Origin of the sequence: Arthrobacter jiangjiafuii (assembly GCF_018622995.1) — a bacterium.
Taxonomy (GTDB): Bacteria; Actinomycetota; Actinomycetes; order Actinomycetales; family Micrococcaceae; genus Arthrobacter_B; species Arthrobacter_B jiangjiafuii.
In genome coordinates this window covers 271483-295221 of the sequence record NZ_CP076022.1, presented here as the reverse complement: position 1 = coordinate 295221, position 23739 = coordinate 271483, and the positions used below count along the sequence as shown (strand labels likewise).

The following is a 23739-nucleotide window of genomic DNA, read 5'->3' as shown; positions in this document are numbered from 1 at the left end:
ACCGGCCCCTCGAGCGAGCCCGTGCGCTCACCGGGCGGCGATCTGGAACGATGGCTGACATGAAGACAGCAGCATCCCTGGAGAAGGCGTCAGCGCCGGACGCCGGGTCCACCGCCCGCGCCGGCGCGGTCATGGCGGCCGGGACCGTCGTTTCCCGGCTCCTCGGCCTCATCCGGACGGCACTGCTCGCCACTGCCATCGGCACCAGCGCCAGGATGTCGGATCTGTTTACGGCAGCGAACGACCTGCCCAACTTCATCTACCTGATGATTGCCGGCGGCGTCTTTAACGCCGTTCTGGTGCCCCAAATCGTTCGGGCCAGCCGGCGGCCGGACCGTGGGGCCGACTATGTGAGCCGGCTCCTGACCCTTGCCGCGGCGGTGTTGCTGGTCCTCACGGTGCTGGCGACACTCGCCGCCCCCGTCATTCTCCGGGTAGTGACCCCGTTGGCGGGTGCGGAGCTCGCGCTCGCCACGGTCTTCGCCTATTGGTGCCTGCCGCAGATCTTCTTCTACGGGATCTACGCGGTGGTGGGCCAGATCCTGAACGCCAACGGTTCCTTTGGCCCGTATATGTGGGCGCCGGTGGTTAACAACATCGTGTCCATCGGCACCCTCCTGGCCTTCCTCACACTGATGGGCTCAGAACAAGCGCAGGGGCACAGCCCCGAGACGTGGACGCCGGCGCAGACGGTCCTCCTGGCCGGGGGCACCACGGCCGGCATCGCCATCCAGGCCCTGGTCCTGTTTCTTCCGCTTAAACGGCTCAACCTGGGCTTAAAGCCGAAGTTCGGCATCCGCGGGATGGGCCTGGGCCGCACCGCCAAACTGGCCTCCGTCACCATCGTCACCATGCTCGTTGGCAACGGCCTGTACTTCGTGAACCTCTACGTGGCCACGCTCGCCACCAAGGCCCGGGACGGGCTCCTTGCCCAGGATCCGCCCGTACTGATCGCAGGCCTGACGAACCTGAACGTCGCGGTCCTGGTGTACCAGTTGCCGCACGCCGTGATCGCGTTGTCCCTGGCCACCGTGATGTTCAATCAGCTGTCCTCAGCCCATGCCGCCAGTGACCTGCAGACCGTCCGGGCGATTCTCTCCCAGGGCCTGCGCCTGACCGGTGTAGCCACGGTGTTCGGGGCCGCTGCCCTGCTGGCCTTCGCCGGTCCGCTGGGCATGCTCTTCAGCGAATCCGCCGGGGCGGCCGCCCTCAACGCCACCATCATCGCCATTCTCGCCGTGGGGGCCCCGTTCCTGAGCGCCAATTTCCTCCTCGGACGCGTCTTCTACGCCGGTGAAGATGTAAAGACACCACTGAAGATCCAACTGATCCTGTCCGCGGTGGGCGTGAGCTTGGCCGTGGTGGCAGGGATGTCGGATCCCCGGCTCATCGTCCCGACACTCGCCGTCGCCTATTCCCTCGGCAACGTGACGGCCGTCGTCGTCAGCCATCTCTTTCTCCGGCGGACCATCGGCTCCTACGGCGCCGGAGAGGTCTTTGACGCCCACGTCCGGTTCATCATCGCCGGAATGGTCGCGGCCGGTGCCGGTTCGGCGCTCTGCTGGCTGTTTGGCGGGTACGACGACGGCGGGTACCTGTGGCAGTCAAAGCTCAACGCCGTCGTCGTGCTGGTTGTGGGCGGCGTGCTCATGTCCGCCGTCTATGCGGGCATGCTGCGGCTGCTCCGGGTCGACGAACTCCACCAGCTGACCGGCTCACTGCGCGCCCGGTTCCGGCGATCCTAGACCCCCTCGGTTGCCGCCAGGCGGCCCGAGCGGACCGCAGCGGCAAAACCCTGGTAGTCCCGTTCGTTCTGGTCGGCGTAGCGCTCGGAAAAATCGGTGATCGACAGATCGAATTTGTCCTTCTTTCCCAGATAGGCGGCGATCGCTATCGGGTCTCCCGAGCGGGCATGCGCCCGGGCCAGGGTCCAGCCGCAGGCCTGGGCGTAAAACGCCATGCCGGACGGGCGCATCGCTTCCACGTCGGCGGAGCCCTTCATGTCCCGCAGCTGCCGCCAGTACAGATACCGGTTCTCCTGCACACCCTTGGTCCAGCCCAGGAAGATGTCGCTGGCCGCCTGCATCATCCGCTGCCCCTGCACCACGCGCTGGCCCGGCTGGGCGTACCTGCTCCTGGGGAGATGGTCTTCGAGCACTGACCGGGTGGCTTCCTTGATCTGGAGGAACAGCGGGTCCTCCTGGTCGCGGCCCTGGAGCAGCACGATGAACGCCCGGGTGCCAACGCTGCCCACGCCGACCACCTTGCGTGCGGCGTCGATGATTTGGTAGCGCTCGAGCAGGCTGCGCCGGTCGGCCTGCAGCGTGGCGCGGTAGGACCGGAGCTGCTCATGGAGTGATTGCTGGACCTCGTCCGCGGACATCCCGAAGGCGTCTCCCAGCTCCCGAAGCGGAACCACGATGGGCGGCTGGCTGACGATCCGGTAGTTTCCGTCCACATGCTCGGCGAGCTTGGACAGCGCCTGCAGGCTGTCCCGGGTACGTGCCTTGGCGGCGGACTTTTCCACCGCTTTTTCCGCCTTCCGGGCCTTCTTGGCGGACTTGCCCTTTTGGGACGCCTCGCCCGCCAGCATGGTTTGCAGCAGGTCCTCGGACAGCCGGGCATACCAAATATCCAGGGTCCGCATCTGCGCGAACCCGGCCATCGCTTCCCGGTAGGCCCGAACCGCCGTGAGCGTGACGGTGCGCGTTTCCTTGTTGCTGAACTCGTTGTTCCGCGCCGCGATGGTGAAGCTCGCAGCCATCCGCTCGACGTCGTATTCAAACGGCCCCGGAAGGGTTTCGTCGAAGTCGTTCAGGCCGAACAGCAGGTTCCGCTCCGGGGAGGCAAACAGCCCGAAGTTGGACAGGTGGGCATCACCGCAGAGCTGGACGCCCAGGCCGGCCCGCGGTGTGTCCTTGAGGTCGGCGGCCATAACCTTGGCGGCACCCCGGAAGAAGGTGAAGGGGGAGGCCAGCATCCGGCCGTGCCGCACCGGCACCAGGTCCTGGTCCCGGGTGAGGTTCTGTTCCTCCAGCAGGGCGAGCGGATCGGGCCGGTCCGGCGCGGGCAGCCAACCCGTGTGACTGGACACCGGCGTCGTTTCCCTCAGCGCCTTGCCCGCGGCGACCCGTTCCTGCACGCCGGGGTGCTCAACTTTCGTCTCGGCCATGATCAGCGCCTCACTGTGCCGCGGCGGGCTTTGGCCGCACGACCAGGACCGCTCCCGGGGCATGGTTGACGACGTGCGTTGTCACCGAGCCGACGCGCAGGCCGGGGAATCCGCCGTGGCCCCGGGAGCCGATGACCACAAGATCCGCCTCCTGGGCGGCCTGCAGGATCGCCGACGCCGCCGAATGCGTGTGGATGACCTGCCCGGTGGCGCTCACCCCCGTGTCCGCCACGGACTTCAGCGCCTTCGCCTGGACGGTCGCGGCGTCTTCCTCCGGAGAGTCAACCACGGCTATGCCGCCGGCCGCCGTTTCCAGCACCGCCGGATACCAGGCCATGGGCTGCTTGGTCCAGGCGGTGATCAGGTGGAGCTGGCCGCCGCGCTGCCGGGCCTCATCCACCGCCCAGTCCAGCGCGGCCTGGGAGTCTTTGGAGCCGTCTAAGCCGACCACAATCGTGAATGAACTGTCTTTGGTCATTTGTGTTCCCTTTCACCGCCGCTCGTGAGCATCGTAGCCCCGGCGTCTGCCGGCCCGTCAGGGTCGACGGCGCCCCGGCCCGCGGAAGCGCCAAAGTCGTCGGGCGGCGTCCCTCCGGCTCGGCGGAGCAGGAGCTGGGTCGGCGTCCCGATCACCTGCCGCGTAGGCTGGAAGCGTGCGCAAAGAAACCCTCTGGGAGACCAAGAAACGTTCATCACCGGGCCATTCGGCCTGGTACATCGCCCGGTTCGCGCAGATGCGCGAGCAGGGCGCGGACCTGCACGGCGAGGCCCGGCTGATCGACGCGCTGGTGCCGCGCGGCGCGCGGATCCTCGACGCCGGCTGCGGCCCCGGCCGGGTGGGCGGCGAGCTGGCAGCCCGCGGTCACGACGTCGTCGGCGTCGATGTTGACCCGGAACTCATTGAAGCCGCCCGGCAGGACTTTCCCGATATCCCCTGGCTGGTAGGCGACCTGGCCGAACTGGATCTGCCAGCGGCCGGCATCGCCGAGCCGTTCGACGCGATCGTGTGCGCCGGAAACGTCCTGACGTTCGTGGCGCCGGGCACCCAGCAGGAGGTCCTGTCCCGGATGAAGGACCACCTGGCCGACGGCGGACGCCTGGTCACCGGGTTCGGTGCCGGCCGCGGGTACGACTTCGGGCAGTTCCTCGAAGACGCAGCGGTTGCCGGATTGGAATGCCAGCAGAAGTTCTCCACCTGGGACCTGCGTCCGTTTGCACCGGATGCCGATTTCCTCGTGGCCGTTTTCGGCCGGAAATAGCAGTCCCTCCTGCGCTGACGAGCTAGTCGACGACCACCAGTTTCGTTCCGTCCGCGTGGTCGGCCATCGCCACGCTGTGGACCGCCGGGTCGTCGTAGGTGTTCCAGTAGTAGGTCATCGTCCGGGAGGAGAAGAGCCCGGTGTAGGTGGTCTTCTCGAACTCGCCCGAACCCATGGCCGCACTGCCGTCCACCATGGCGACCTGCTGCAGGGTGTGGAACGCGCGGCTGACGTTCTCTTCCTCGGTGGTCTTGTCCGGATAGTGCGCGTGGACGTAGGCCGCCCGCACGAACCGGGACGGCGAGTAGTAGTCGCCGGGGATCCCCCGCATCAGGGAGCCCGAGCCGAACGGAACCAGATCCGCCCGGTTCAGCACGACTTTCTCCGGAAAGTCGGGCGCGGTATTGAGGTAGTTGCGCAGGTTTTCGTGGTGCCAGCCGAAGCCGGGCTGGTTCGCGAGCACATCGACGTCGTCATCGAAGACGTGCATGCCGGTACTCGTGTACTCCACCACGATGGCTCGGTTGGCGTCGCCGATGATCCAGTGCAGCAGCGAGCTCGCGTACTTTTCGTTGATCGGCCTGTCGACAATGACAACATCGGCGAGCGCTGCCTCGACCTCGTCAACACTGGAGAACTGGGAGGCCACCCAGAGCGGGAACTCGAACGCGGCGACGTTTGTCGCGCCCTCCACCGCCTCCGGCGCGTACTCCGCGTACCCCGGGAAGTTCAGGCCGGCGACGGCCAGGCCGGCGTCGTTGCCGCAGTCGAAGTACAGCGGCGTGTCTTCCTGCACAATGCCCATGCCGATCACCGCATGCCGGATCTCCGGCACAGCACCGAATGGCGATTTTGTGGCGTATCCGGTGGGCGTCACCACCACCCGCTCCCCAAAGTCGGAAGTCCAGTCGAGGTTGCGTGCGAGATAGAGGTTGCCGCTGCCGTCCGAGAATCTGATGCCTGTGCACATGTGGTGCTCCCTCTGATTACGAAGCTAGGGCTTCGGTGTCTGGCTTGCCCTCTCCAAGTTAGGCCCGGACCCCGGGCCGGCGGCAGTGGGTTCCCGCCGAACCCGGGCTCCGGACACTCAATTGGCTCACCTTCGCCCCGGGATATCAGCCATTGGAGGAGGTCTCGACGTCGATCACCCAGGTCACGCCGAAGCGATCGGTGAGCATGCCGCCCATCTCGTTCAGCTGGACCTAAACCACGCTGGTCAGCACGCCGCCGTCCACGCGCACGGCGGCACCGTTGGTCGCGGACGCAAGGGGGCTGGCCAGGAAGGTGACCATCGCGGCGATCTCCCCGGGCTCGATAAACCGCTCCAGCAGCGAGGTCTGGTTGGCCCCGATGATCGCCTGCTTCATGCCGGCAACGGACTGCCCGGTCGCAGCGGCGAAACCTTCCACCGTGGCGGCGACGCCGTCGGAATACGTGGGTCCACCCAGCACCGAGTTCACGGTTACCCCGGTGCCCCGGGTGAGCTTGGCCAGGCCGTTGCCCACGGCCATCATCGCAGCCTTGGACGCGCCGTAGTGGATCATGTCGGCCGGCACATTCACGCCCGATTCGCTGCTGATAAAGACGATCCGGCCCCATCCGCGCTCCAGCATGGCCGGCAGCAGGCGGCGGGCCAGCCGTGCACCGCTGAGGGTGTTTACCTCGAGGTAGCGGCGCCACTCCTCGGCGGAGATGTCCTCGAACGGTTTCAGCTCGAACAGGCCCACGTTGTTGATGAGGATGTCGACGTCGGGCAGTTCCGCGCAGAGCCGCTCCACCTGCGCGGGCACCGCGAAGTCGGCGGCGATGCCGTCCACTACCGACCCCGGCACCTCGCGCTGCAATGCCTCCACGGCGGTTGCGAGCTTTCCGGCGTCCCGGCCGTTGATGGTCACGGCCACGCCCTCGCGGGCCAGCATCGTGGCCACGGCGTAACCGATCCCCTGGGTGGAACCGCTGATAAACGCGGTCTTCCCTGTGAGCTGCAAATCCATGGTGTTCCTTCCTTGCCGCACGGTGGAACCCGCGGCTCTCACCGGCGTCGGTCCTTCCGGCGTGGTTCACAGTTGACGATTCCAGAGCCGGATCAGCGCCCGATCAGCGCACCGGGGCGAACTAGAATCAAAAAAGTGAATAAGCTGCGGATCCGCGTTCTTGGCCCCATTTGCGCCGGGCGCGGGGATACTCCGCTCCGCCTGTCCAAGGCCCGGCACCGCGAGATCCTCGGCATCCTGGTTGCTGCCCGCGGCAGGACAGTCTCCACGCAGCGGTTGATCGACGAGCTGTGGGAGGACGCCCCGGCCGGCGCGGTGGGCGCCGTCCGCACCTTCATCGGCGAGCTGCGCCGCCTCCTCGAACCGGACCGCCCGCCGCGCACTCCCCCGGCGGTCCTGCTGACCAGCGGCGGCGGCTATGCGCTCTCCCTCGCGGCCGACGACGTCGATCTCTGGCGTGTTGAACAGGCCCTCCAGGGTGCGGCGGGGTTGAACCCGGACGCCCGCGAGCGCGAGCTGGCTGCGGCGCTGAAGGAGTGGCGCGGCACAGCGTTTGAGGAATTCGGCACCCGTCCCTGGGCATCCGGTGAACGGACGCGGCTGGCCGGGCTGCGGGCGGTTACGGTGGAGCAGCTGGCGTCCGCCCGGCTGGACCTCGGCCGCCCACAGGATGTGCTCGCGCTGCTCGATGCCCACGTCGCCGAGCACCCGTGGCGGGAGGAAGGCTGGCGGCTGCTCGCGCTGGCCCTCTACCGCTCTGCCCGGCAGGCGGACGCCCTCGCCCTTCTGACCCGCGCCCGTTCCACCCTGCGGCATGATCTGGGCCTGGATCCCGGGAACCAGCTGGCCGAGTTGGAGCAGCGCATCCTGCGGCATGATCCGGCGTTGGATCTTGTGCCCGACGACGGCGGCTCGCTGCTTGCGCGGACCGTTACGGCTGCGGGACGCACCGGGCAACGGGCTCAGCTGGAAAGCGTGGCGAGCCTGCTGCCGGTGCTGGCGGTGTCCGGGTCGGTCCGGTTGGCGGCCGAGCAGCGTATGGCAGCGATCGCCGCCGCGGAGCAGTTCGGCGATCCGGAGCTGGCGGCGCGGGTTATCGGCGGCTTTGAAGTCCCCGGGAGCTGGACCCGTTCGGATGATCCGGCCTTCTCTGCCGCGATTGTCGACGCCGCCCTGCGGACGCTCAAGGTCCTGCCGGCCGGGGCGTCGGCCCGGGTGCGGGCGCGACTGCTGGCCACCATCGCCATGGAATCCCGCGGAACCGCGGACCGGCTGGCGGAGGTGCTCGAGGCGGAGCGGATTGCCCGGGACCTGCACGATCCGTCACTGCTCTGCTTTGCACTCAGCGCCCGCTATCAGCAGACGTTTCCGACGGCGGGCCTGGCCGGCGCGCGGGAGGCCATCGGCGTCGAAATCATTGCCCTGGCCCTGGACACGGAGTTGCCGACCTTCGAACTCCAGGGCCGGTTGATCCGGATGCAGGCACTGTGCGCCCTCGATGACATCCCCGCTGCCTCCCGGGAAGCCGACCGGATCGACGAGCTGGCTGCCCGGTTCGACCGGGCGCTGGCCACGGTCTTCACCGGCTGGTTCCGGTGGACCTTCCTGCAGGGTCCGCCGCCGCCCGCCGGAGACGAGATGCCCGGGTTCCGGACGGGGTTGACCGCCCTGGCCGGACTCGCTTCTGCCATCCGGAATGGGACGGTGCTTCCGGATGGCGACTTTGGTCCGTATGAACCGTGGGTACGCCCGCTTCTGCTGGCACGGACCGGCCGGCTGGCTGATGCCAGTGCGGCCCTCGACACCCTGCCGCAGCCGCCCCGTGATCTACTGCTCGAGGTGTCGTGGTTCCTGATCGGTCTGGCGGCGATCGAGAGCGGCAACCGGCAGATGGCCCGCCGTGCGCACGCCGCTCTCCTGCCGGCGGCGGGCGAGCGTGCCGCCGGCAGCGGGGCAGTCGATCTGGGAGCGGTCCGCCCGCTGTTGGATGATCTCGCAGGTTTCTGCGAAGGGTGGATCAGCTCCCGGAGTGATTAGCCGCGCCCGGGTGGCCGTGTCCCCAAAGCGTCCCGACGCGTGAGCTACCCGGGCTGCTTTGCCGGACGCTTTTTCGTTGGTCCCCGGTGTGCCACGATAGCGAACACAACAAATGGGGAACCAAATGGGGGACGCGATGATGCTGAAAAACCGAGTTGCCGTGACCGCTGGTTTCCTGACGCTACTCGTCGGAGCATGCTCGGCCTGCGCCGCGGAGAGTGCAGCTACTCATGATTCGCCTGATGACCTGCCCTCGGTCAGTTCATTGGAAGAGGCCCGGCAGGCGGTGTCCGGGCAGCTCGAGTGCCTGGACGATCCGCCCGCATCCACCGCTGTCATGGGTGACGCCGGGCAGATACCCGCCGAATCCGTGAAATGCACTCAAACCGTCGAGATCTTTTACTTTGACTCGTTAGATGCGCGAGACGAAGCGTACGCGTTGATGGCCGGCGCGGCGCAGCCGGACGGCTCCGTGTATTTTGCCGAGGGCAGGAACTGGTTTGTTGTCGACTATTCCGAGGTCGGAGTCGGCACCACAGCTCCTGAGCCCATGGACCTCTCTGTCCTTTCGGAACCGCTCGGCACCCGCTTCACCGAGGTGAAATAGGGCCGCGCAAAAGCCCGCAAATTGGAGCGGTCTCTCTTATCAAGAGGTTTGGTTCAGCTTCCGCACAAACATCGCGGCGCCGGCACCGGAGAACTCCTCCTCAGCGACGGGGCGGCCCGAAACGGCCAAGAGAAGCACCAACGAGCTTCCTCTGACCACCGGACCGGAACCGTGCTCCAGCCCCGTATCGGAAGCCTGCAGACGAAAACCGGCGGCGCGTTCCTTGCCGCCACCCATCGAGACGCCGGTCTTGAGCTGATACCGCAACGCCGCATCGACCGACGCGCCGGGGTAGGAATGCAGGATCCCCAAAGGACGCCGAATGTCCTCACCGTGGACAATCGCCTCGACGAGCCGGGTTGCCGGAGCAGCGGGCGGCGTCTTCGTTTCGTCCCGTATGCGGCGGAATTCAGCCAGGGTCGCTTCCGGAGTCGCACCACGGGCCCTGGCGATCCCGTTCGCATTCTGTTTGTCGAAATCAAACTTCGCGGCGATCAGCCCACGCAGAAAGCTAAGGCGGGTCGTCTTCGCGGAATCCACAAGATGGGCGACGACGTCGTGAATGTCCCAGCCGGGGCAGAGCGAGGGCTGTGCCCATAACTCCGGGGCCAGCGTTTCGAGGTCCCTGATCAGGGCTCGGCGTTCGCTATGGACGGCTGGCCACACGGGCGCCGAGCGTCGGAAAGGCATGCGGCCATATAACCACGCCTTCACTTTGCATCCGGTGAGCCTATGCGCCTCGGTCAGGGAGTCAACCCGAGCATTAGCCGCAATACTCCCCCAGAGCCCGGATCACTCGGCGGACGCGTCGTCGAATGCTGTGCGGGCCTGCTCGATTTCCTCGAGGTTCTCCGAGGCCCACTTCAGCAGCGCATCCACGGGTTCGCGTGCCGACTTTCCCAGCGGGGTCATCCGGTACTCCACGGCCACCGGCCGGGTGGCCAGGATCCGGCGCTCAATCACGCCGTTGCGTTCAAGCCGGCGCAGAGTGGTCGTCAGCGATTTCTGCGTGACCTCGGGGATCGCACGGCGGAGCTCATTGAACCGGCACGGTGCCTTGCACAGCTCATTCAGCACGCTCAGCGACCACTTGTCCAGCACCTGGCTGAGCAGTTCGCGGTGCGGAGCGTCCATGCTCAGCCCCTGTTCCAAGGGCAGGTAAGTATCGGTCATGACACCTGGTTTCGTTGAAGTTCCCTAAAGATACCTAGTATAAACAGACTCCTAACTTGAAGTCTTAAACCAGGAGGACCCAATGCCCGTTCAACTATTCAGCCCTGAAGGCATGTTGCCCAACGCGCCCTACCACCACGTGGCCTCGGCCACGGGAACACGTTCCGTGTATGTGGCGGGGCAGGTGGCCCACATGGAGGATGGCTTGCCGATTCCCGAGGATCTCGCCGGCCAGGTGGCCCAGGCGCTGCGTAACGTGGCCCGCGGTCTGGCCGGAGCCGACGCGCGGTTCCAGGATGTGGTCCGGATGACCTTCTACGTCACCGCCTGGCAGCCGGAGAAAATCGGTGAACTCATGGCGGGGATCCAGCTGGTGGCCGAGGAGATCGACCTGCCGCTGCCCCTTCCGCCGGCGTCGCTGATCGAGGTGGTGCAGCTGTACGAGCCGGGCATCCTCGTCGAAATTGAGGCGACCGCCGTCGTGGATTAGGAATCCATTCCCGGACTAGGGTGAGGCAAGTGCCCTTTCACCGTCGTCAGGAGTCTCGTGCGTGCTTTCACCACAGCGGCCACCGCTTTCACCTTGCTGCTGGTCTTGGCCGGCTGCAGCAACGATCCCTCACCCGAGGCGTCTGGGCCTGAGACACCGCCGCAATCTGCAGCGACAGCCAACGCCTCCGCAGAACTCGCCAAAACTCTGGACATCACGGCAGGAGACCCGCGGCAGCTGTTGGCGGAGGACGGCGTCTATTCCTTCTATGCCATCGTGTCGGACACGCCAGAGCAGAACTCGGTGTGCGCAGTCATCGAAAATGTGGAGACGAGCCTGACCTCCACGGGATGTGGCGGCGAGATTCCGGGTGTAACAGTGCAGGAGCCCGGGGTCCCGGCGGTAGAGGCGAAGCTCATTGACAATGATTACGACGCCGGCAGGGAACTGGCGGAGGGCTGGCGGCAGCTGCACCCGAACCTGCTGGTGCGCTCCTAACCAGCTCGGCGGAGGCGGAGGCGGCCGCCGCTCGCGGCCGCTACGCCAACGTCAGAGGGCGTGGACGACGTGGCTGATGAACATCCCGATCGAGAACGCGGCCGACACACCAGAGATCCACAAGGCCGCCTTCTGCAGCGTCCGGTTCCCACCATTGCGCCTGATCCTCACGATCGCCCAGACGAGCATCGCGATCGCGAACAACGGGAACACAAAGAACATGAGACTCACAACGGAGCCCACGAGCAGCCAGATGTCGCTCCAGGAACGCGGGGCCGGGGCGGAGGCCGGGGCGGGCATGGGAGTGGCGGCGGCGGCAACCTGCTCCACCGGCCCGAAGTCGCCGATGACGCGTTCAGCGGTCTCCTCCGACGCCCCATACCGGTGGAGCATCTCGGCCGCGTGCTCGCGCATCGCCTGGACCGTCTCGGCGCGCTCCCGTGCATCGGTGCCGATCAGCGCCCGATCAAGATCGGCGAAGTACGCCTCCAACAGGGCCGGCATCGGTTCGGTGGTGTTCATGAAGTCTCCTTGATCATGGTCGTGACATCCGCGGCAAACAGGTTCCAGGTCTGGGTAAAGACCCGCAGGGCGCTCTCGCCCTCTTCGGTGAGGTGGTAATAACGCCGGGGCGGCCCCACGGGCGATGGCTCCAGCGTCGTCGTCACCCACCCCTGCTGCCGCAGACGCGAAAGCAGCGGATAGAGGGTGCCGCCGCTGGCGAACAGGACTTTCCCCTCCCCTAGCCGCTCGGCAATTTCCAGCCCGTACGCGGCCCCGGAGCGCAGGCAGGCGAGAACGCAGTAGTCCACGGTGCCCTTGCGGAGCTGCGTCAAAACCGATTCAGGTGAAGGTGCCATGCACTGCACGCTACCGGTAGCGTGCAGTGCATGCAACCAGCGGACGACGGCGGATCGCGCGTAAGTTCCTCGGCCCGGGGAGCGCTCCTGCCCCCATGAGCCACCAACGCAGCACGCCATTTTTTGTGGTCGCGGCTAGACTGCAGTTCTGTCCCGCAACCCATTCCCCGAGAGGATAACGATGTCGCGTCTCACTGTGGGGAACATCTTCAAGGTCGCAGTTGCCGTTTTCTTTTTTCCCTTTTTGCCGCTGCTGGTACTCATGATCGGAGTCCGGCGGAAGAACTGGAAAGTCACCCTCGAGGGTGCCGTTTACATCGCCCTGCTCATTGGCGCCTTCGCCGTGCCCTCCGACAGCGCGTTTTTCATCACGGCGGGCTTAATAGGACTCGGGACCATCCCCGTCTCGGCCATCCGGTCCTATCTGCTGCGGGACCTCTGGCTGCACCGCAGGGTCCGGGGACGGCAGCACCAGGTCATGACGCCGCACCCTGCAACCACCCAGCCGGCCCAGCCGGCCCAGTCGACCCAGCCGGCCCACTACGCACCGCCGTCAGGGGCACCGACGGAAGGGCCCACCCAGGGACTGTCGCAGGCCCTGGTTTGGACGGCCACACTCGCGAAGCAGAACAAGAACCGGCTTCCCACGGACTCGTACATCAGCGTCCTGGAAACATGCCAGACGCTGGACGCCGTCATCGACACGGAAACCCGGCAGCCAATGGGCGATCCGCAGTTTGAGTACGAGCTGACCGCCACTGTGCGTGAATATCTGCCGGCCGTTCTGCGGAATTACCTGGCCATCCCGCCCGGCATGGTGGATACCCGCCAGGTGAACGGACGAACTCCCAATGAGGAACTGGTTGAGCAGCTGCAGCTTCTGTCCAGGCAGGCCGAGACGCTGCACTCCAGCCGCCACCGCCACACCTCCGCGGAACTGTCCAACATGGGTAACTTCCTCCGCGAGCGCTTCAGGAACAATCAGGGCGGCCCCCTGGACCTCGGCAAAAAATAACGAGGCTTATTAGCGGCGGATTGGCAGGTAGTTGCCCACCCCGGCATGGGGCACTACCGTCTTGACCATCCGCCGCAGCGCGACCGGGGAGTGACGATGAACGACGTCGATCAGCCGGCCTTGGCCATCCGGGGACTCTACAAGACCTATGGGTCCCAAGTCTCGGTCGACCGGGTGGACCTGGACGTGCCCCGCGGGTCCTTCTTCGGGCTCGTCGGCCCGAACGGGGCCGGCAAGACGACTCTGCTTTCAATGGCCGTTGGACTGTTGCGGCCGGACGCCGGAACATCGGTGGTGCTCGGCGCGGACGTATGGAGTGACGGGTTGCGTGCCAAGACGCAGCTGGGCGTGCTGCCTGATGGCCTGGCGATGCCGGAATTCCTGACCGGGCGTGAGGTCCTCACCTTCCTGGGGCGGCTGCGCGGACTTGACCCCACAGTGGTGGACGCTCGGGCACAGGAACTTCTCGAGGTGATGGATCTGCTGGAGGCCGAGCGGACCCTCGTGGTGGACTACTCCACCGGCATGCGGAAGAAGATCGGGTTGGCCACCGCGCTTCTGCATGATCCCGGGGTGCTGGTGCTCGATGAACCGTTCGAGGCGGTCGATCCGGTCTCGGCGTTGATGCTTAAGCGGATTTTGGTGCGACTGGTGGCGCAGGGACGGTCCGTCGTGTTGTCGAGCCACGTGATGGCCTTGGTCGAAGAGTTGTGCGACGCCGTTGCGGTGATGTCCGATGGCAGGATTGTCGCCAGCGGCCCATTGGCACAGGTACGCGGAGAAGGAACCCTGGAGGAGGCATTCGTCGCGCTGATCGATCCCCTGCGGGGCGGTGCCGAAGGGTTGTCGTGGTTGGAGACCTGATCCGGCTGAAACTGGCGCTGACCCGCAACCAGGTTGTCGGAGGGCGGGCGGCGTGGGCGTGGACGGGCGCCGCGGCGGGCGGATCCGCTGCCCTGCTGGTGGTGGCCCTTGCGGCCTGGTCGGCGCCGGCGATCGCCGGGGACCTGCTCGCGGCCGCCTACCTCATCTGGCTCGTCGGGTGGGTGGTCGGACCGCTGATGTCGCCCGCACAGCCGCTGCACCCCGGCTATTTCGCGACGCTCCCGATACCGCGGTACCGACTGGCCGCGGGGCTGCTGGTGGCCGGATTCGTCGGACTCGCGTCGGCCGTGACCATCCTGCTGTTCGCCAGCCTCCCCCTATACGGTGCCCGCCTGGGCGCCTGGCCCTTCCTCCTGGCCGTGCCGGTGGCCGCCATTCAGCTCGGCTTGGTGGTGCTGATCTCGCGCACGGTCCACCTGGTGTTCGGCCGTCTCGCCCGCGCCCGTGCCGGCGCGGCCCTCAGCGGACTAACGCTGGCCACAGTACTCGTACTCACCCAGTCCGGTTGGATGGTCCTGGTCGGCTTGATGGTCTCCGGGATCTTCGAGCATGGCTTCCCGTCCGGCGTCGCGTCGGTACTGCGGTGGGCGCCGTCCGGATGGGGGCTGGCCGCAGTGGAGGCGGCCGGAGCAAGAGACTGGGGAAAAGCGTGGAGCATCGTCATGGCGATGCTGGTCCTGGCGGCGGCCCTGCTCGCCGCGTGGGGCACGGCGCTGGGCCAGGCGCGCGGTGCGCGGACGGTGGTCCGCGGAACCTCCGGGCGTCCGACGCCGCGACGCTTCCCCTTCAATGGGCCGACCGGCGCAATCGTCCTGAAGGAGTTGCTTTCCTGGCGGCGCGACCCCGCCCGCACCACGGCCGTCGCCGTACCGATCGTTTGGGGAGTGCTCACCGCCGTCTTGCCGCTCTCCTTCGGTGCGGCGCAGCTGCTGCCCTGGGCCGGTACGCTCATCGCACTCATGGCTGCCACCTGGCTGGCCAACATGTACTCGTTCGACGGAACCGGTCTTTGGATCACGGTCCAGACCGGCACTGAGCGGGCCGATGTCCGGGCACGGCAATGGGCTTACCTCATCGTCTTCGGCCCCCTCGCGATCGCCGTCACGGTCGCGTTCACGGCATGGAGCAACCTGAGCTGGGCGTGGCCGTGGGCTCTCGCAGCCGTGACCGCAACCCTCGGTGGCGGAGCAGGGCTGGTCGCCTACGCTTCGGTGACCGCGCCGGAGCCCGGCCCGGATGCGCACGAGCGCAGGAACAGCCCGGGCGGGGGAACGGAGGGGGTGGGCACCGCCTTCCTGGTCTTCTTCGCGGCATGCGTACCACCGGTGCCTGGTCTCGGCATCGTCCTGTACGGGACCGTCGGAGAAAACCCTGTCGTTCAGTGGGCCGGAGTGCTGATCAGTATCGCCGTCGGCGCATTCGTAGCCGTGGGGCTGGGCCGGGCAGCCGCTGCCCGCCTGGAGCGCACCGCCCCCGAGGTGTTGCTGCTTATGCGCTCCGGGCGGGCCGCACCGGGCGTGGTGAAGGCGCCTGCTCCCGGGAACGAACCTGTCCCGTCGGGCCGGGAACGTGCCGTGGTGCTCGTCGGCCTCGTCCTCGGCCCGCTCGCCCTCTTCGCGCAGGGCCTGGTCCCGGTTGTTCTGAAACTGACCGGAAACCACGACGTGCGGGTGTGGTTCCTGGCGATGTATCTGCCGGACCCGTGGGGATGGCTCACCTGCACCGCCATGATCCTCATCGGAGGAACACTGATCTGGCTCGCAGTCAGCGTGCTGCGACAGCATGGCAACCCGAAGCGGAGCCTTCGGCCCTCGTCATGGAGCGCCCCGTCCACGCCTGATCCGCCGGGCAGACTCCAGGTGGGGCGGGCCGAACCGGAATAGGCGGGGCGGATGGCTAGGCTGGGGAGATGGCAACAGTAATCCTCGTGCGGCACGGCCGCACCACAGCGAACGCCTCCGGCCTGCTGGCCGGCCGCACCCCCGGTGTCGACCTCGACCAGGTGGGCCGCGACCAGGCGGCCGCGACCGGGGACCGGCTCGCCGTCGTGCCCCTGGTCGGAGTGGTGTCGAGCCCGCTCGAGCGCTGCCGGCAGACCGCTCAGTACATCCTGGACCGCCAGTCTGGCACCCCGCATACGCCGGTGGAGCTCGATCTCACCGAGTGCGATTACGGCTCCTGGCAGGGCCGCACGCTCGAGGAGGTCGCGAAGGAGAAGCTGTGGGCGACGGTGCAGTCGCAGCCCTCCGCCGTCGTCTTTCCCGGCGGCGAGTCCATGGCCGCGATGCAGGCCCGGTCGGTAGCGGCGATCCGGCGCCTCGATGCAGGCTTCGAGGCCGAGCACGGGCCGGGGGCCGTGTGGGTGGCGGTGAGCCACGGCGACATCATCAAGTCGGTCCTCGCCGACGCGCTCGGCATGCACCTGGACCTGTTCCAGCGCATCAATGTGGGGCCGGCCTCCGTGTCGATCGTGCGCTACGGCCCGGGACGCCCCACCGTGCACGCCACCAACACCGACGCCGGGGACCTGTCCTGGCTGGCGGCCAGCCCACCATCTGAGGATGCACCGGTCGGCGGTGGCGCAGGGCACGCGGCGCCACCGGCCCGGGGCGCCTAAAGTAGTCCTATGCCTACAACCGTTCACGAATTCGCCTGGCCTGACCGCGTCGTCGTCGGCACTGTCGGCGTGCCGGGGCAGCGCACGTTCTACCTGCAGGTGCGGACCGGGAAGCAAATCGTCAGCATCGCCCTCGAGAAGCAGCAGTCGGCCCAGCTCGCCGAGAAGATCGACGAGATCCTCGACCAGCTCCTCACCCTCGACGGCAACCCCTTCCACGTGCCCACCAGCACTCCCCTCGAGCTGGTCGACAATGACGACCTCGAGCCGGTGGAGGAACAGTTCCGCACCGGCATGATGAGCCTGGGCTGGGACCCGACGACGGCGCAGCTCGTCATCGAGGCCTACCCCCTGGCCGAGGTGGAGGAGGACGACGACGGATTCCTCGCGGACGAGGACGACGAGACCGACGACGCCGAAGAGGTGCTGCGGGTGAAGATGCCGGTGGGCACCGCCCGGGCCTTCGCCAAGCGCACGCGGGAGGTTGTGGGCGCCGGGCGTCCGATCTGCGTGATCTGCGGCCAGCCGATCGACGCCGACGGGCACACCTGCACCTTCCCCGAGAACTGATGCCGGCGCCCGACCTGGTGACCGCCGAGCTCACGCTCACCGGCCGCATCACGACGGCGTCCAACGCCACCTTCCTGGGCAGCATCGGCGACGCCGCCGTCGTCTACAAACCGATCGCGGGCGAGCAGCCGCTGTGGGACTTCCCCGACGGCTGCCTGGCACACCGCGAGGTGGCCGCCTACCTGGTCTCGGAGGCGCTGGGGTGGAACATCGTGCCGCGCACCTGGCTGCGCGACGGCCCGTTCGGCGAGGGCATGGTCCAGCTGTGGCAGGAGACAGACCCGGAGCAGACCGCGGTGGACCTGGTACCGGCGGACGACGTGCCGGAAACCGGCTGGAAGCAGGTCCTGGAGGGTGAGGATCAGAACGGGCGGGCCGTCGCCCTCATCCACGAAGACACCCCGGCACTGCGGCGGATGGCGGTGTTCGACGTGCTCGTCAACAATGCCGACCGCAAGGGCGACCACATCCTCGCCATGGGCGACGGGCACCGGTTCGGCGTGGACCACGGGCTGACCTGCCACAGCGACCACAAGCTGCGGACGGTGCTGTGGGGCTGGATCGGCGAGGCGCTGAGCACCGAGGAACTCGCGGGGATCGACTGTGTTCTCTCCGGACTGGAGGGTGAACTGGGCCGGAACCTGGCGAAGCTGCTCACCGCCGAGGAGATTGCTTCACTTGCCGCGCGCTGCGCCCGGCTGCGCCGGGCCGGGAAGTTCCCCGCTCCGAGCGGCGACATGCCCGCGGTTCCTTGGCCGCTGTTCTAAGCGGGCCAGTCTACTTCGGCTGAATGAGGTGGGAGCCGTCGGCCTGGCGGCCGGAAGCATCGACGGTGAAACGGACGATGTCACTGCGGTAGCGGTCGTCGGAATACTCGAATGCGGTCCCGTTGGCGTCAACCGAGGTACGCCGCAGCCGCAGGATGGGAGAGCCGAGTTCAACCTCGAGCATGCGGGCGTCAACGTCGTTGGCTGCGACGGCGTCGATCTCATGGGTGACGCCGCTGAAACGATGCCCGCGGGAGGCGAGGTACTCCGTGATGGAGACGGTATCCAGGTCCACTTCAAACAGGAGCCGGCCAACATGTTCAATGAAGCTGGTGCGCTCGAGCATGGTCGGCACTCCGTCCAACATCCGCAGGCGCGTGAGATCGACTATCAACGTCCCCGGCTCGACATTCAGTGCCTGCGCAGTGACCGCATCCGCACGCCGTAGGCCCAGGGCTTCGGTACGGGCGCTCGGCTTGCGCCCGAAGCTCTCGGCCCAGCGCGTGAAGGGAATATACACGTCCGCGGCCTGCCGGGCCTTACGGGAGAGAACGCGGCTGGGCCGCCCGCGCGTCGTTTCGATCAGACCCTCCGCCCGCAGCGCGCCGAGTGCATTGCGGACCGGCCCGCGGGAGGACTTCCACTGCACGGCAAGTTCGCCTTCGGGCGGAAGCTCTGCCCCGGGCGGGAGCACGCCCGAGACTATCTGCTGCCGCAATGCGTCAGCGATCCGGTTGTACATCATCTCGGCCACATGTTCATACTACTGAGCTGCTCCGCCGCCGGACGGATCTCAGGTGTGTCGTAATGCCGGTAAACGTATATATACATCTGGTTAACAGCAGATTAATTCCTTCCAGATGTCTACCTAAGTGGGTGATGGGGCTGGCATCGTGGTCCGTATGAACCTTCCCCACCATTCTTCTCGCCGCTACGACGTCGTTGTTGTCGGAGCCGGCATCGTCGGTCTCGCCCACGCCTATGAAGGCCTGCGCCAGGGAGCACGCGTCCTGGTCATCGACCAGGCCACAGGCGTAACCGGCGCATCAGTGCGCAACTTCGGCCATGCCTGCCTCACTCCCCAGACTGGCATCGCGGCCGGCTTCGCCAATGAAGCCCGCAACCGGTGGCTGGAGCTTGCGGATCAGGTCGGATTCTTCGCCCGGGAGAGCGGCACCACGATCGTCGCCCGCCGGGAGGAAGAACTCGCCGTATTGCAGGAGTTCACCGCGGTTGCCGGACCGGAACACTCCCGCATGCTCACCGCAGACGAATTGCTCGCTAAGGTGCCCGTCGCCACGGAGGGAGTGCTCGGCGGCGCCTGGCTGCCGGCAGACCTGCAGGTTGATCCCCGCGAAGCGGCCCCTGAGATCGCTGCCTGGCTGGCAACGCAGGGAGTCGACTTCGCGTGGCGCACCCGTGTTGCCGCCGTCTCCTCCGGTCACGTGGAAACAACCCGGGGAACCATTGCTGCCGACATGATCGTTGTGGCCACGAACCACGACCTCGACCGGCTGTATCCGGAAATCGCGGAACGTATTGGCATCGTCCGCTGCCGCCTGCACATGCTCAAAGCAGCTCCGACGTTGCGGATGCCGCTGGCGACGCCGCTGCTGACCGGCTGGTCCTTGCTGCGTTACTCCGGTTTCGCCGCGCAACCATCCGCACCGGCACTGCGGGAACGCCTCGCACGGGAGCAGCCGGCAGGCATCTCTTATGACCTCAACCAGATGTACACCTCGCCACCGGACGGAAGCCTCATCGTCGGGGACACCCATGAACGCTCCATCGATTCTCCCCCGTTCCAGTCCGAGGCAGGCTTTGACCTGCTCATTGGGGAAACCAAAACACTCTTCGGACTCACCGACCTGCCGGTCCTGGAGCGCTGGCAGGGCGTATACGCATCCGCACCCACCCAGGAGTTTGTGCTCGAGGAACCGGCTCCCGGCGTGCACGTCGTCACCGTGGCCACCGGAATCGGAATGACCACCGCCCTGGGCATAGCCCCACACACCTTTGCCCGTTCCACAACCGCATCCGCAGTCCGCACACTCGTTTAGGAGAAACCCCCATGACCATCACCCTGCCCCGCTCCGCCCGGCTCAGCTCCAGTGCTGATGCAGCACCCATCACCCTCGCCGTGCTCGATATGGCCGGCACCACCATCACCGACGACGGACTCGTGGAGCAGGCATTCCTCGCCGCCAACGAGGCCGAACAGCTGGCCGCGGACGACGACGCACTGGAAGCAATGCTCGACTACGTCCGCGTCACGATGGGCTACTCGAAGATCGTTGTGTTCCGCCACCTCGCCGGCGGCAATGAAGACAAGGCACAGCGTGCCAATGCCGCCTTCGAAAGCGCCTACCGCCAGATCGTCGCGGACGGTGCTGCCGAAGAGATCCCCGGCGCAGCCGCTGCGATGGCCGCCCTGCGGAACGCAGGGGTCAAGATCGCCATGACCACCGGATTCGCCGTAGAGACACAAACCGCCCTCTTGGACTCACTGGGCTGGTCGGATATCGCCGATGTGACCCTCACCCCGGCCCAGGCCGGCCGCGGCCGCCCCTTCCCGGACATGGCCCTGGCCGCGCTGATCGCGACGGAAACCGAATCCGTGGCGAACATGATCGTTGTCGGAGACACCGCCAATGACATCCTCACCGGTGTGCGTTCCGGAGCTGCCGCCGCAATCGGCGTGCTGACTGGAGCCCACACTGAACAGCAGTTGAAAGACGCCGGCGCCACCCACATTCTCGCCTCCATCGCCGACCTGCCGGCGCTGCTTGGTATCGCCCTCCCCTGACCTGCACTTCTACACATTGAGGAGGACATTTCGTGATCACTAGCACCAGCACCACTCGCTCCCCGGGAATCGAATTCCGCAACGTTACCGTGCGTGGCAGCGGCGGCGTCGTCATTCTTGAGGACCTCACCCTTTCTGTAGGCCGCGGCGAAGTCGTCGCCCTGTTGGGCCCCTCCGGTGCCGGAAAAACCACGGCACTGCGCGCTGTCGCCGGGTTCGCTGAACCTTCCGCCGGGCAGATCCTGCTCTCCGGCAAGGATGTCACCCACTGCGAACCGCGGGAACGCGGCATCGGCATGGTCGTCCAAAACTACGCCCTCTTCCCGCACATGACCGTGGCTGAGAACGTCGCGTTCGGGCTCAAGACCCGCAAGATCCCGCGCCGCGAGATCGCCGTCCGCGTCGGCGAAGCCCTCGAAATGGTCGGTATGGCAGACAAAGCCGACCGGCACCCGCGCACTCTCTCCGGCGGCCAGCAGCAACGCATTGCCATTGCCCGCGCCCTCGCACCCCGCCCGGAAGTGCTCCTGTTCGATGAACCCCTCTCTGCCCTTGACGCACAACTACGGCAAGGCATGCTGGCTGAGCTCGGGCGGCTGCACCGGGAACTGCCCGACGTCACCATGCTGTACGTTACCCACGGGCAAAACGAAGCCCTCACCCTGGCCGACCGGATCGCAGTTATGGCAAATTCCCGGCTCGTCGAATACGGCACCGCCGAGAAGTTGTACCGAGATCCGGAGTTCGAATTCACCGCCCGCTTCCTGGGCTCCTCCAACGTGCTTCCCGTGACCATTTCCTCCGCCACCGAAGCGCTCCTGCCCGGACACCCGGAATTGTTGAAGATCGCTCCAACAGTCCAGGCTGCGGAACTCACCGCCAAGCTGTCACTGCGTCCACACCGGGTCATCCTGCTCGCGGCCGGTGAGCGCGCCGAGAACGAACTGGAAATGCAGGTCGAGGAAATCCAGTGGCGGGGATCGACCCACCTCATCGCGGGACGCGTTGCCGGGCAACCCTTCGCCGTCGAAGCCCTCGAACTCGCTGAGCTGCCGCACCCCGGCACCACCGTCCGCATCGGGTTTGCCGCCGCCGACGCCGTCATGCTTCGTGCCGAAACACGGAATTCCGAGGGTGTGGTGGTCGCGCTGCCCACCGGGTCAGACACTGCCGCGGACACCATGGCTACCGGGCACCCGGCGGGGCTCGGTTCATTGGCGGTCGCTTCATGACCACACTTGCCCCCGCACCGGCGGACGTAGCTGAAAGCGGTTCCCCCGCCTTCAACGCACCGGAGCAGAACAAACGACGACGCCGCACCGCCGCCATCCTGGTCGCGCTGCTCCCCCTGGCGCTGATGCTCGTGTTCACCGTTTATCCGGTGCTGTTGCTGCTCAGCAATTCCATTCACGATGATGCGGGGACCCTCACCCTCGCCACCTGGGACCGACTCTTCAGCAACCCCGTGTTCATCGACACCGTCTGGACGACCGTCCGAATCGCGTCGATCGTCGCGGTGCTCTGCGTCATTCTGGGAACGTTCCTGGCCATCGTGATGGTCTTTGTGCCGTTCCGCGGAACCGAATTCATCACCAACGCCCTCAACGTGTATCTGTCTTTTCCGTCCTTCCTGATTACGCTCGCCCTGGTGTTCGTGTGGGGAAACGTGGGCATGGTCAACGGCGCCCTCAGCGCCCTGAGCCTGCCGCCGGTCAGCCTCCTCAGCACCCAGTGGGGCGTCATCCTGGCCGAAGTCATCTACTTCACCCCCTTCGCCCTACGCCCCGCCCTGGCGGCCCTCCAGGTAATGGATACCAGCCAGGTCGAGGTCGCCGAAGCGCTCGGTGCGAAACCGTGGCGCATTGTCCGCCGGGTGATTCTCCCGGAGATCCTTCCCTCTATCCTCGCCGGCGGGTCCCTCGTGCTTCTGCGCGCCATGAACGAATTCGGCATCGTCCTGTTCACCGGAGCCAAAGGAGTTTCCACCCTGCCCACCCTCGTCTACGGCCAAGCCATCGGACGCGGCAATTACGGTGTCGCCGCCGTCGCCGCCGTCGTGAACATCGCCCTCTCGCTGGGCCTGTACATCCTGTACCGCCAGGTCACCGCCCGCACCCTCGGAGGCTCCCGTGCTCGTTAGAAACCGTGCCGCCCGCCTGCTCGTGCACACCGTCGCGATCGCGCTTCTGCTGGCAATGTTCGCGCTGCCCTTCCTCGTCATCATCCTCGGTGCCTTCGCCACCAGCTGGTCCGGTGTCCTCCCCTCCGGAGCGACGTTGGGTAACTTCGCCGCTGTGTTCACGGAATCCGCCACCGCCAACACCGTCACCGCCTCGCTCGTCACCGCCTTCGTCGCCACAGTCCTTGCACTGATCATTGCGACGACGGCGGCACTGGCCGCCCGCCGCACCCCCTGGCTCAAACGAATCATCGACACCGTCTTCCTGCTCCCCGTCGCGATTCCCTCCGTGGCCGTGGGGCTTGCCCTGCTGATGGCGTTTTCCTCCGGTCCGCTGCGCCTGAACGGCACGGTCTGGATCGTCGTCGTCGCACACACCGTACTCGTCGTCGCCCTCGCCTACCAGCCGATCTCCGCCGCCGTCGTCCGCCTGGATCCGGCGTTCGAAGAAGCCGCCTCAGCCCTCGGGGCCAGCCGCACCCGGATCATCGCCACGGTGGTGCTCCCCCTGCTGCGCCCCGCACTGGCCGGCGCCGCCGCGATGTGTATCGCCATGTCGATGGGCGAACTCACCGCAATGATGATGGTCGCCCCGCCGTCCTGGCGGACCATGCCGCTGCAGGTGTTTTCCTTCACCAGCCGGGGCATCCGCCTGTACGAAGGTGCTGCCCTCGCCGTTCTCCTGTTGCTGATCACCCTTATCGCGCTGCTGGTCCTGCAACGCATGGCCAACCGACGTACCGGAATTACCCGCTGAACGCGGCCCCGACCCCAATCCCCCACACCCCCACCACCACTGAACCGCCCTTC

At 66.7% G+C, this 23739-nt stretch carries 26 protein-coding genes; 17 read left to right on the top strand and 9 right to left on the bottom strand.

What is annotated here, in order from left to right; translation table 11 throughout:
* Positions 1-59: 59 nt before the first annotated feature.
* Positions 60-1745 carry a murein biosynthesis integral membrane protein MurJ gene (gene murJ / locus KKR91_RS01590; RefSeq protein WP_237687444.1) on the top strand — a complete coding sequence of 562 codons (1686 nt, stop codon included), beginning with the start codon at positions 60-62 and terminating at the stop codon, positions 1743-1745.
* Here murJ and KKR91_RS01585 read toward each other — a convergent pair.
* Together KKR91_RS01585 and KKR91_RS01580 are read right to left on the bottom strand one after the other, a co-directional pair.
* Entirely contained in the window at positions 1742-3172 is a 1431-nt protein-coding gene (locus tag KKR91_RS01585) for a DUF2252 domain-containing protein (RefSeq protein WP_210231433.1), read from the bottom strand. The two genes, murJ and KKR91_RS01585, sit on opposite strands and share 4 nt — an antisense overlap.
* A gap of 10 nt (positions 3173-3182) precedes the next feature.
* Positions 3183-3650, bottom strand: a complete 468-nt coding sequence (locus KKR91_RS01580; protein WP_210231434.1) for a universal stress protein — start codon at positions 3648-3650, stop codon at positions 3183-3185.
* A 175-nt stretch (positions 3651-3825) separates the two neighbouring features.
* Here KKR91_RS01580 and KKR91_RS01575 point away from each other — a divergent pair, with 175 nt between their 5' ends.
* Positions 3826-4431: a class I SAM-dependent methyltransferase gene (locus KKR91_RS01575; protein WP_237687443.1), complete on the top strand. Its 606-nt coding sequence runs from the start codon at positions 3826-3828 to the stop codon at positions 4429-4431.
* Between the two features lie 22 nt (positions 4432-4453).
* On the opposite strand, the gene bsh is transcribed toward KKR91_RS01575, so the two are convergent.
* Positions 4454-5401 carry a choloylglycine hydrolase gene (gene bsh, locus KKR91_RS01570; RefSeq protein WP_210231435.1) on the bottom strand — a complete coding sequence of 316 codons (948 nt, stop codon included), beginning with the start codon at positions 5399-5401 and terminating at the stop codon, positions 4454-4456.
* A 232-nt stretch (positions 5402-5633) separates the two neighbouring features.
* Positions 5634-6425 (bottom strand): SDR family NAD(P)-dependent oxidoreductase, encoded by a 792-nt coding sequence (locus tag KKR91_RS01565; protein WP_210231436.1) that lies wholly within the window; start codon positions 6423-6425, stop codon positions 5634-5636.
* A 135-nt stretch (positions 6426-6560) separates the two neighbouring features.
* On the opposite strand from KKR91_RS01565, the gene KKR91_RS01560 reads away from it, so the two are divergent.
* Together KKR91_RS01560 and KKR91_RS01555 are read left to right on the top strand one after the other, a co-directional pair.
* Complete coding sequence (locus KKR91_RS01560; protein WP_210231437.1) at positions 6561-8462, top strand: AfsR/SARP family transcriptional regulator; 1902 nt, start codon at positions 6561-6563, stop codon at positions 8460-8462.
* A gap of 124 nt (positions 8463-8586) precedes the next feature.
* Positions 8587-9069, top strand: a complete 483-nt coding sequence (locus KKR91_RS01555; RefSeq protein WP_210231438.1) for a hypothetical protein — start codon at positions 8587-8589, stop codon at positions 9067-9069.
* A gap of 39 nt (positions 9070-9108) precedes the next feature.
* Here KKR91_RS01555 and KKR91_RS01550 read toward each other — a convergent pair whose 3' ends face one another.
* Complete coding sequence (locus KKR91_RS01550; protein WP_210231439.1) at positions 9109-9759, bottom strand: maleylpyruvate isomerase family mycothiol-dependent enzyme; 651 nt, start codon at positions 9757-9759, stop codon at positions 9109-9111.
* Between the two features lie 102 nt (positions 9760-9861).
* Positions 9862-10242: a winged helix-turn-helix transcriptional regulator gene (locus KKR91_RS01545; RefSeq protein ID WP_210231440.1), complete on the bottom strand. Its 381-nt coding sequence runs from the start codon at positions 10240-10242 to the stop codon at positions 9862-9864.
* 82 nt (positions 10243-10324) lie between these two features.
* On the opposite strand from KKR91_RS01545, the gene KKR91_RS01540 reads away from it, so the two are divergent.
* On the top strand, positions 10325-10732 hold the full coding sequence (locus KKR91_RS01540; protein WP_210231441.1) for a RidA family protein: 408 nt from the start codon (positions 10325-10327) through the stop codon (positions 10730-10732).
* Between the two features lie 57 nt (positions 10733-10789).
* Positions 10790-11230, top strand: a complete 441-nt coding sequence (locus tag KKR91_RS01535; RefSeq protein WP_210231442.1) for a hypothetical protein — start codon at positions 10790-10792, stop codon at positions 11228-11230.
* A gap of 51 nt (positions 11231-11281) precedes the next feature.
* Here the strand turns inward: KKR91_RS01535 and KKR91_RS01530 are convergent, their stop codons facing one another.
* A complete protein-coding gene (locus KKR91_RS01530) occupies positions 11282-11752 on the bottom strand; it encodes an HAAS signaling domain-containing protein (protein ID WP_210231443.1) in 471 nt (156 codons plus the stop codon).
* Positions 11749-12090, bottom strand: coding sequence for a PadR family transcriptional regulator (locus KKR91_RS01525; protein WP_210231444.1), 342 nt, complete (start codon positions 12088-12090; stop codon positions 11749-11751). The genes KKR91_RS01530 and KKR91_RS01525 overlap by 4 nt, the downstream gene beginning before the upstream one ends.
* Positions 12091-12271: 181 nt before the next feature.
* On the opposite strand from KKR91_RS01525, the gene KKR91_RS01520 reads away from it, so the two are divergent.
* The 6 genes from KKR91_RS01520 (at position 12272) to KKR91_RS01495 (ending at position 17944) form a co-directional block, all read left to right on the top strand.
* The gene (locus KKR91_RS01520) at positions 12272-13105 is read left to right on the top strand and encodes a hypothetical protein (RefSeq protein ID WP_210231445.1); all 834 of its coding nucleotides are present in this window, start codon (positions 12272-12274) and stop codon (positions 13103-13105) included.
* Between the two features lie 96 nt (positions 13106-13201).
* The gene (locus KKR91_RS01515) at positions 13202-13969 is read left to right on the top strand and encodes an ABC transporter ATP-binding protein (protein WP_210231446.1); all 768 of its coding nucleotides are present in this window, start codon (positions 13202-13204) and stop codon (positions 13967-13969) included.
* Positions 13954-15873, top strand: a complete 1920-nt coding sequence (locus KKR91_RS01510) for a hypothetical protein (protein WP_210231447.1) — start codon at positions 13954-13956, stop codon at positions 15871-15873. The genes KKR91_RS01515 and KKR91_RS01510 overlap by 16 nt, the downstream gene beginning before the upstream one ends.
* Positions 15874-15899: 26 nt before the next feature.
* A complete protein-coding gene (locus KKR91_RS01505; protein ID WP_210231448.1) occupies positions 15900-16607 on the top strand; it encodes a histidine phosphatase family protein in 708 nt (235 codons plus the stop codon).
* A 9-nt stretch (positions 16608-16616) separates the two neighbouring features.
* Positions 16617-17177, top strand: coding sequence for a DUF3090 family protein (locus KKR91_RS01500; RefSeq protein WP_210231449.1), 561 nt, complete (start codon positions 16617-16619; stop codon positions 17175-17177).
* Positions 17177-17944, top strand: a complete 768-nt coding sequence (locus KKR91_RS01495) for an SCO1664 family protein (protein WP_210231450.1) — start codon at positions 17177-17179, stop codon at positions 17942-17944. Before KKR91_RS01500 ends, KKR91_RS01495 begins: the two co-directional genes overlap by 1 nt.
* 10 nt (positions 17945-17954) lie before the next feature.
* Here the strand turns inward: KKR91_RS01495 and KKR91_RS01490 are convergent, their stop codons facing one another.
* Entirely contained in the window at positions 17955-18689 is a 735-nt protein-coding gene (locus KKR91_RS01490; RefSeq protein ID WP_237687562.1) for a GntR family transcriptional regulator, read from the bottom strand.
* A gap of 157 nt (positions 18690-18846) precedes the next feature.
* On the opposite strand from KKR91_RS01490, the gene KKR91_RS01485 reads away from it, so the two are divergent.
* The 5 genes from KKR91_RS01485 to KKR91_RS01465 are packed head-to-tail and all read left to right on the top strand — an operon-like array spanning position 18847 to position 23686.
* Entirely contained in the window at positions 18847-20004 is a 1158-nt protein-coding gene (locus KKR91_RS01485; protein WP_210231451.1) for a TIGR03364 family FAD-dependent oxidoreductase, read from the top strand.
* An 11-nt stretch (positions 20005-20015) separates the two neighbouring features.
* Positions 20016-20750: a phosphonatase-like hydrolase gene (locus KKR91_RS01480; protein ID WP_210231452.1), complete on the top strand. Its 735-nt coding sequence runs from the start codon at positions 20016-20018 to the stop codon at positions 20748-20750.
* A 32-nt stretch (positions 20751-20782) separates the two neighbouring features.
* Positions 20783-21982, top strand: a complete 1200-nt coding sequence (locus KKR91_RS01475) for an ABC transporter ATP-binding protein (protein WP_210231453.1) — start codon at positions 20783-20785, stop codon at positions 21980-21982.
* Positions 21979-22890: a 2-aminoethylphosphonate ABC transporter permease subunit gene (locus tag KKR91_RS01470; protein ID WP_210231454.1), complete on the top strand. Its 912-nt coding sequence runs from the start codon at positions 21979-21981 to the stop codon at positions 22888-22890. The genes KKR91_RS01475 and KKR91_RS01470 overlap by 4 nt, the downstream gene beginning before the upstream one ends.
* Positions 22880-23686, top strand: a complete 807-nt coding sequence (locus KKR91_RS01465) for an ABC transporter permease (protein ID WP_210231455.1) — start codon at positions 22880-22882, stop codon at positions 23684-23686. The genes KKR91_RS01470 and KKR91_RS01465 overlap by 11 nt, the downstream gene beginning before the upstream one ends.
* The last annotated feature ends 53 nt before the right edge of the window (positions 23687-23739 follow it).

What these genes read in the sequence shown, in the direction of transcription:
- murJ (WP_237687444.1), top strand. Translation starts at nt 60, where the DNA reads ATGAAGACAGCAGCATCCCTGGAGAAGGCGTCAGCGCCGGACGCCGGG.
- KKR91_RS01585 (WP_210231433.1), bottom strand. Translation starts at nt 3,172, where the DNA reads ATGGCCGAGACGAAAGTTGAGCACCCCGGCGTGCAGGAACGGGTCGCC.
- KKR91_RS01580 (WP_210231434.1), bottom strand. Translation starts at nt 3,650, where the DNA reads ATGACCAAAGACAGTTCATTCACGATTGTGGTCGGCTTAGACGGCTCC.
- bsh (WP_210231435.1), bottom strand. Translation starts at nt 5,401, where the DNA reads ATGTGCACAGGCATCAGATTCTCGGACGGCAGCGGCAACCTCTATCTC.
- KKR91_RS01565 (WP_210231436.1), bottom strand. Translation starts at nt 6,425, where the DNA reads ATGGATTTGCAGCTCACAGGGAAGACCGCGTTTATCAGCGGTTCCACC.
- KKR91_RS01555 (WP_210231438.1), top strand. Translation starts at nt 8,587, where the DNA reads ATGGGGGACGCGATGATGCTGAAAAACCGAGTTGCCGTGACCGCTGGT.
- KKR91_RS01550 (WP_210231439.1), bottom strand. Translation starts at nt 9,759, where the DNA reads ATGCCTTTCCGACGCTCGGCGCCCGTGTGGCCAGCCGTCCATAGCGAA.
- KKR91_RS01545 (WP_210231440.1), bottom strand. Translation starts at nt 10,242, where the DNA reads ATGACCGATACTTACCTGCCCTTGGAACAGGGGCTGAGCATGGACGCT.
- KKR91_RS01540 (WP_210231441.1), top strand. Translation starts at nt 10,325, where the DNA reads ATGCCCGTTCAACTATTCAGCCCTGAAGGCATGTTGCCCAACGCGCCC.
- KKR91_RS01530 (WP_210231443.1), bottom strand. Translation starts at nt 11,752, where the DNA reads ATGAACACCACCGAACCGATGCCGGCCCTGTTGGAGGCGTACTTCGCC.
- KKR91_RS01525 (WP_210231444.1), bottom strand. Translation starts at nt 12,090, where the DNA reads ATGGCACCTTCACCTGAATCGGTTTTGACGCAGCTCCGCAAGGGCACC.
- KKR91_RS01520 (WP_210231445.1), top strand. Translation starts at nt 12,272, where the DNA reads ATGTCGCGTCTCACTGTGGGGAACATCTTCAAGGTCGCAGTTGCCGTT.
- KKR91_RS01515 (WP_210231446.1), top strand. Translation starts at nt 13,202, where the DNA reads ATGAACGACGTCGATCAGCCGGCCTTGGCCATCCGGGGACTCTACAAG.
- KKR91_RS01505 (WP_210231448.1), top strand. Translation starts at nt 15,900, where the DNA reads ATGGCAACAGTAATCCTCGTGCGGCACGGCCGCACCACAGCGAACGCC.
- KKR91_RS01500 (WP_210231449.1), top strand. Translation starts at nt 16,617, where the DNA reads ATGCCTACAACCGTTCACGAATTCGCCTGGCCTGACCGCGTCGTCGTC.
- KKR91_RS01495 (WP_210231450.1), top strand. Translation starts at nt 17,177, where the DNA reads ATGCCGGCGCCCGACCTGGTGACCGCCGAGCTCACGCTCACCGGCCGC.
- KKR91_RS01490 (WP_237687562.1), bottom strand. Translation starts at nt 18,689, where the DNA reads ATGATGTACAACCGGATCGCTGACGCATTGCGGCAGCAGATAGTCTCG.
- KKR91_RS01485 (WP_210231451.1), top strand. Translation starts at nt 18,847, where the DNA reads ATGAACCTTCCCCACCATTCTTCTCGCCGCTACGACGTCGTTGTTGTC.
- KKR91_RS01480 (WP_210231452.1), top strand. Translation starts at nt 20,016, where the DNA reads ATGACCATCACCCTGCCCCGCTCCGCCCGGCTCAGCTCCAGTGCTGAT.
- KKR91_RS01470 (WP_210231454.1), top strand. Translation starts at nt 21,979, where the DNA reads ATGACCACACTTGCCCCCGCACCGGCGGACGTAGCTGAAAGCGGTTCC.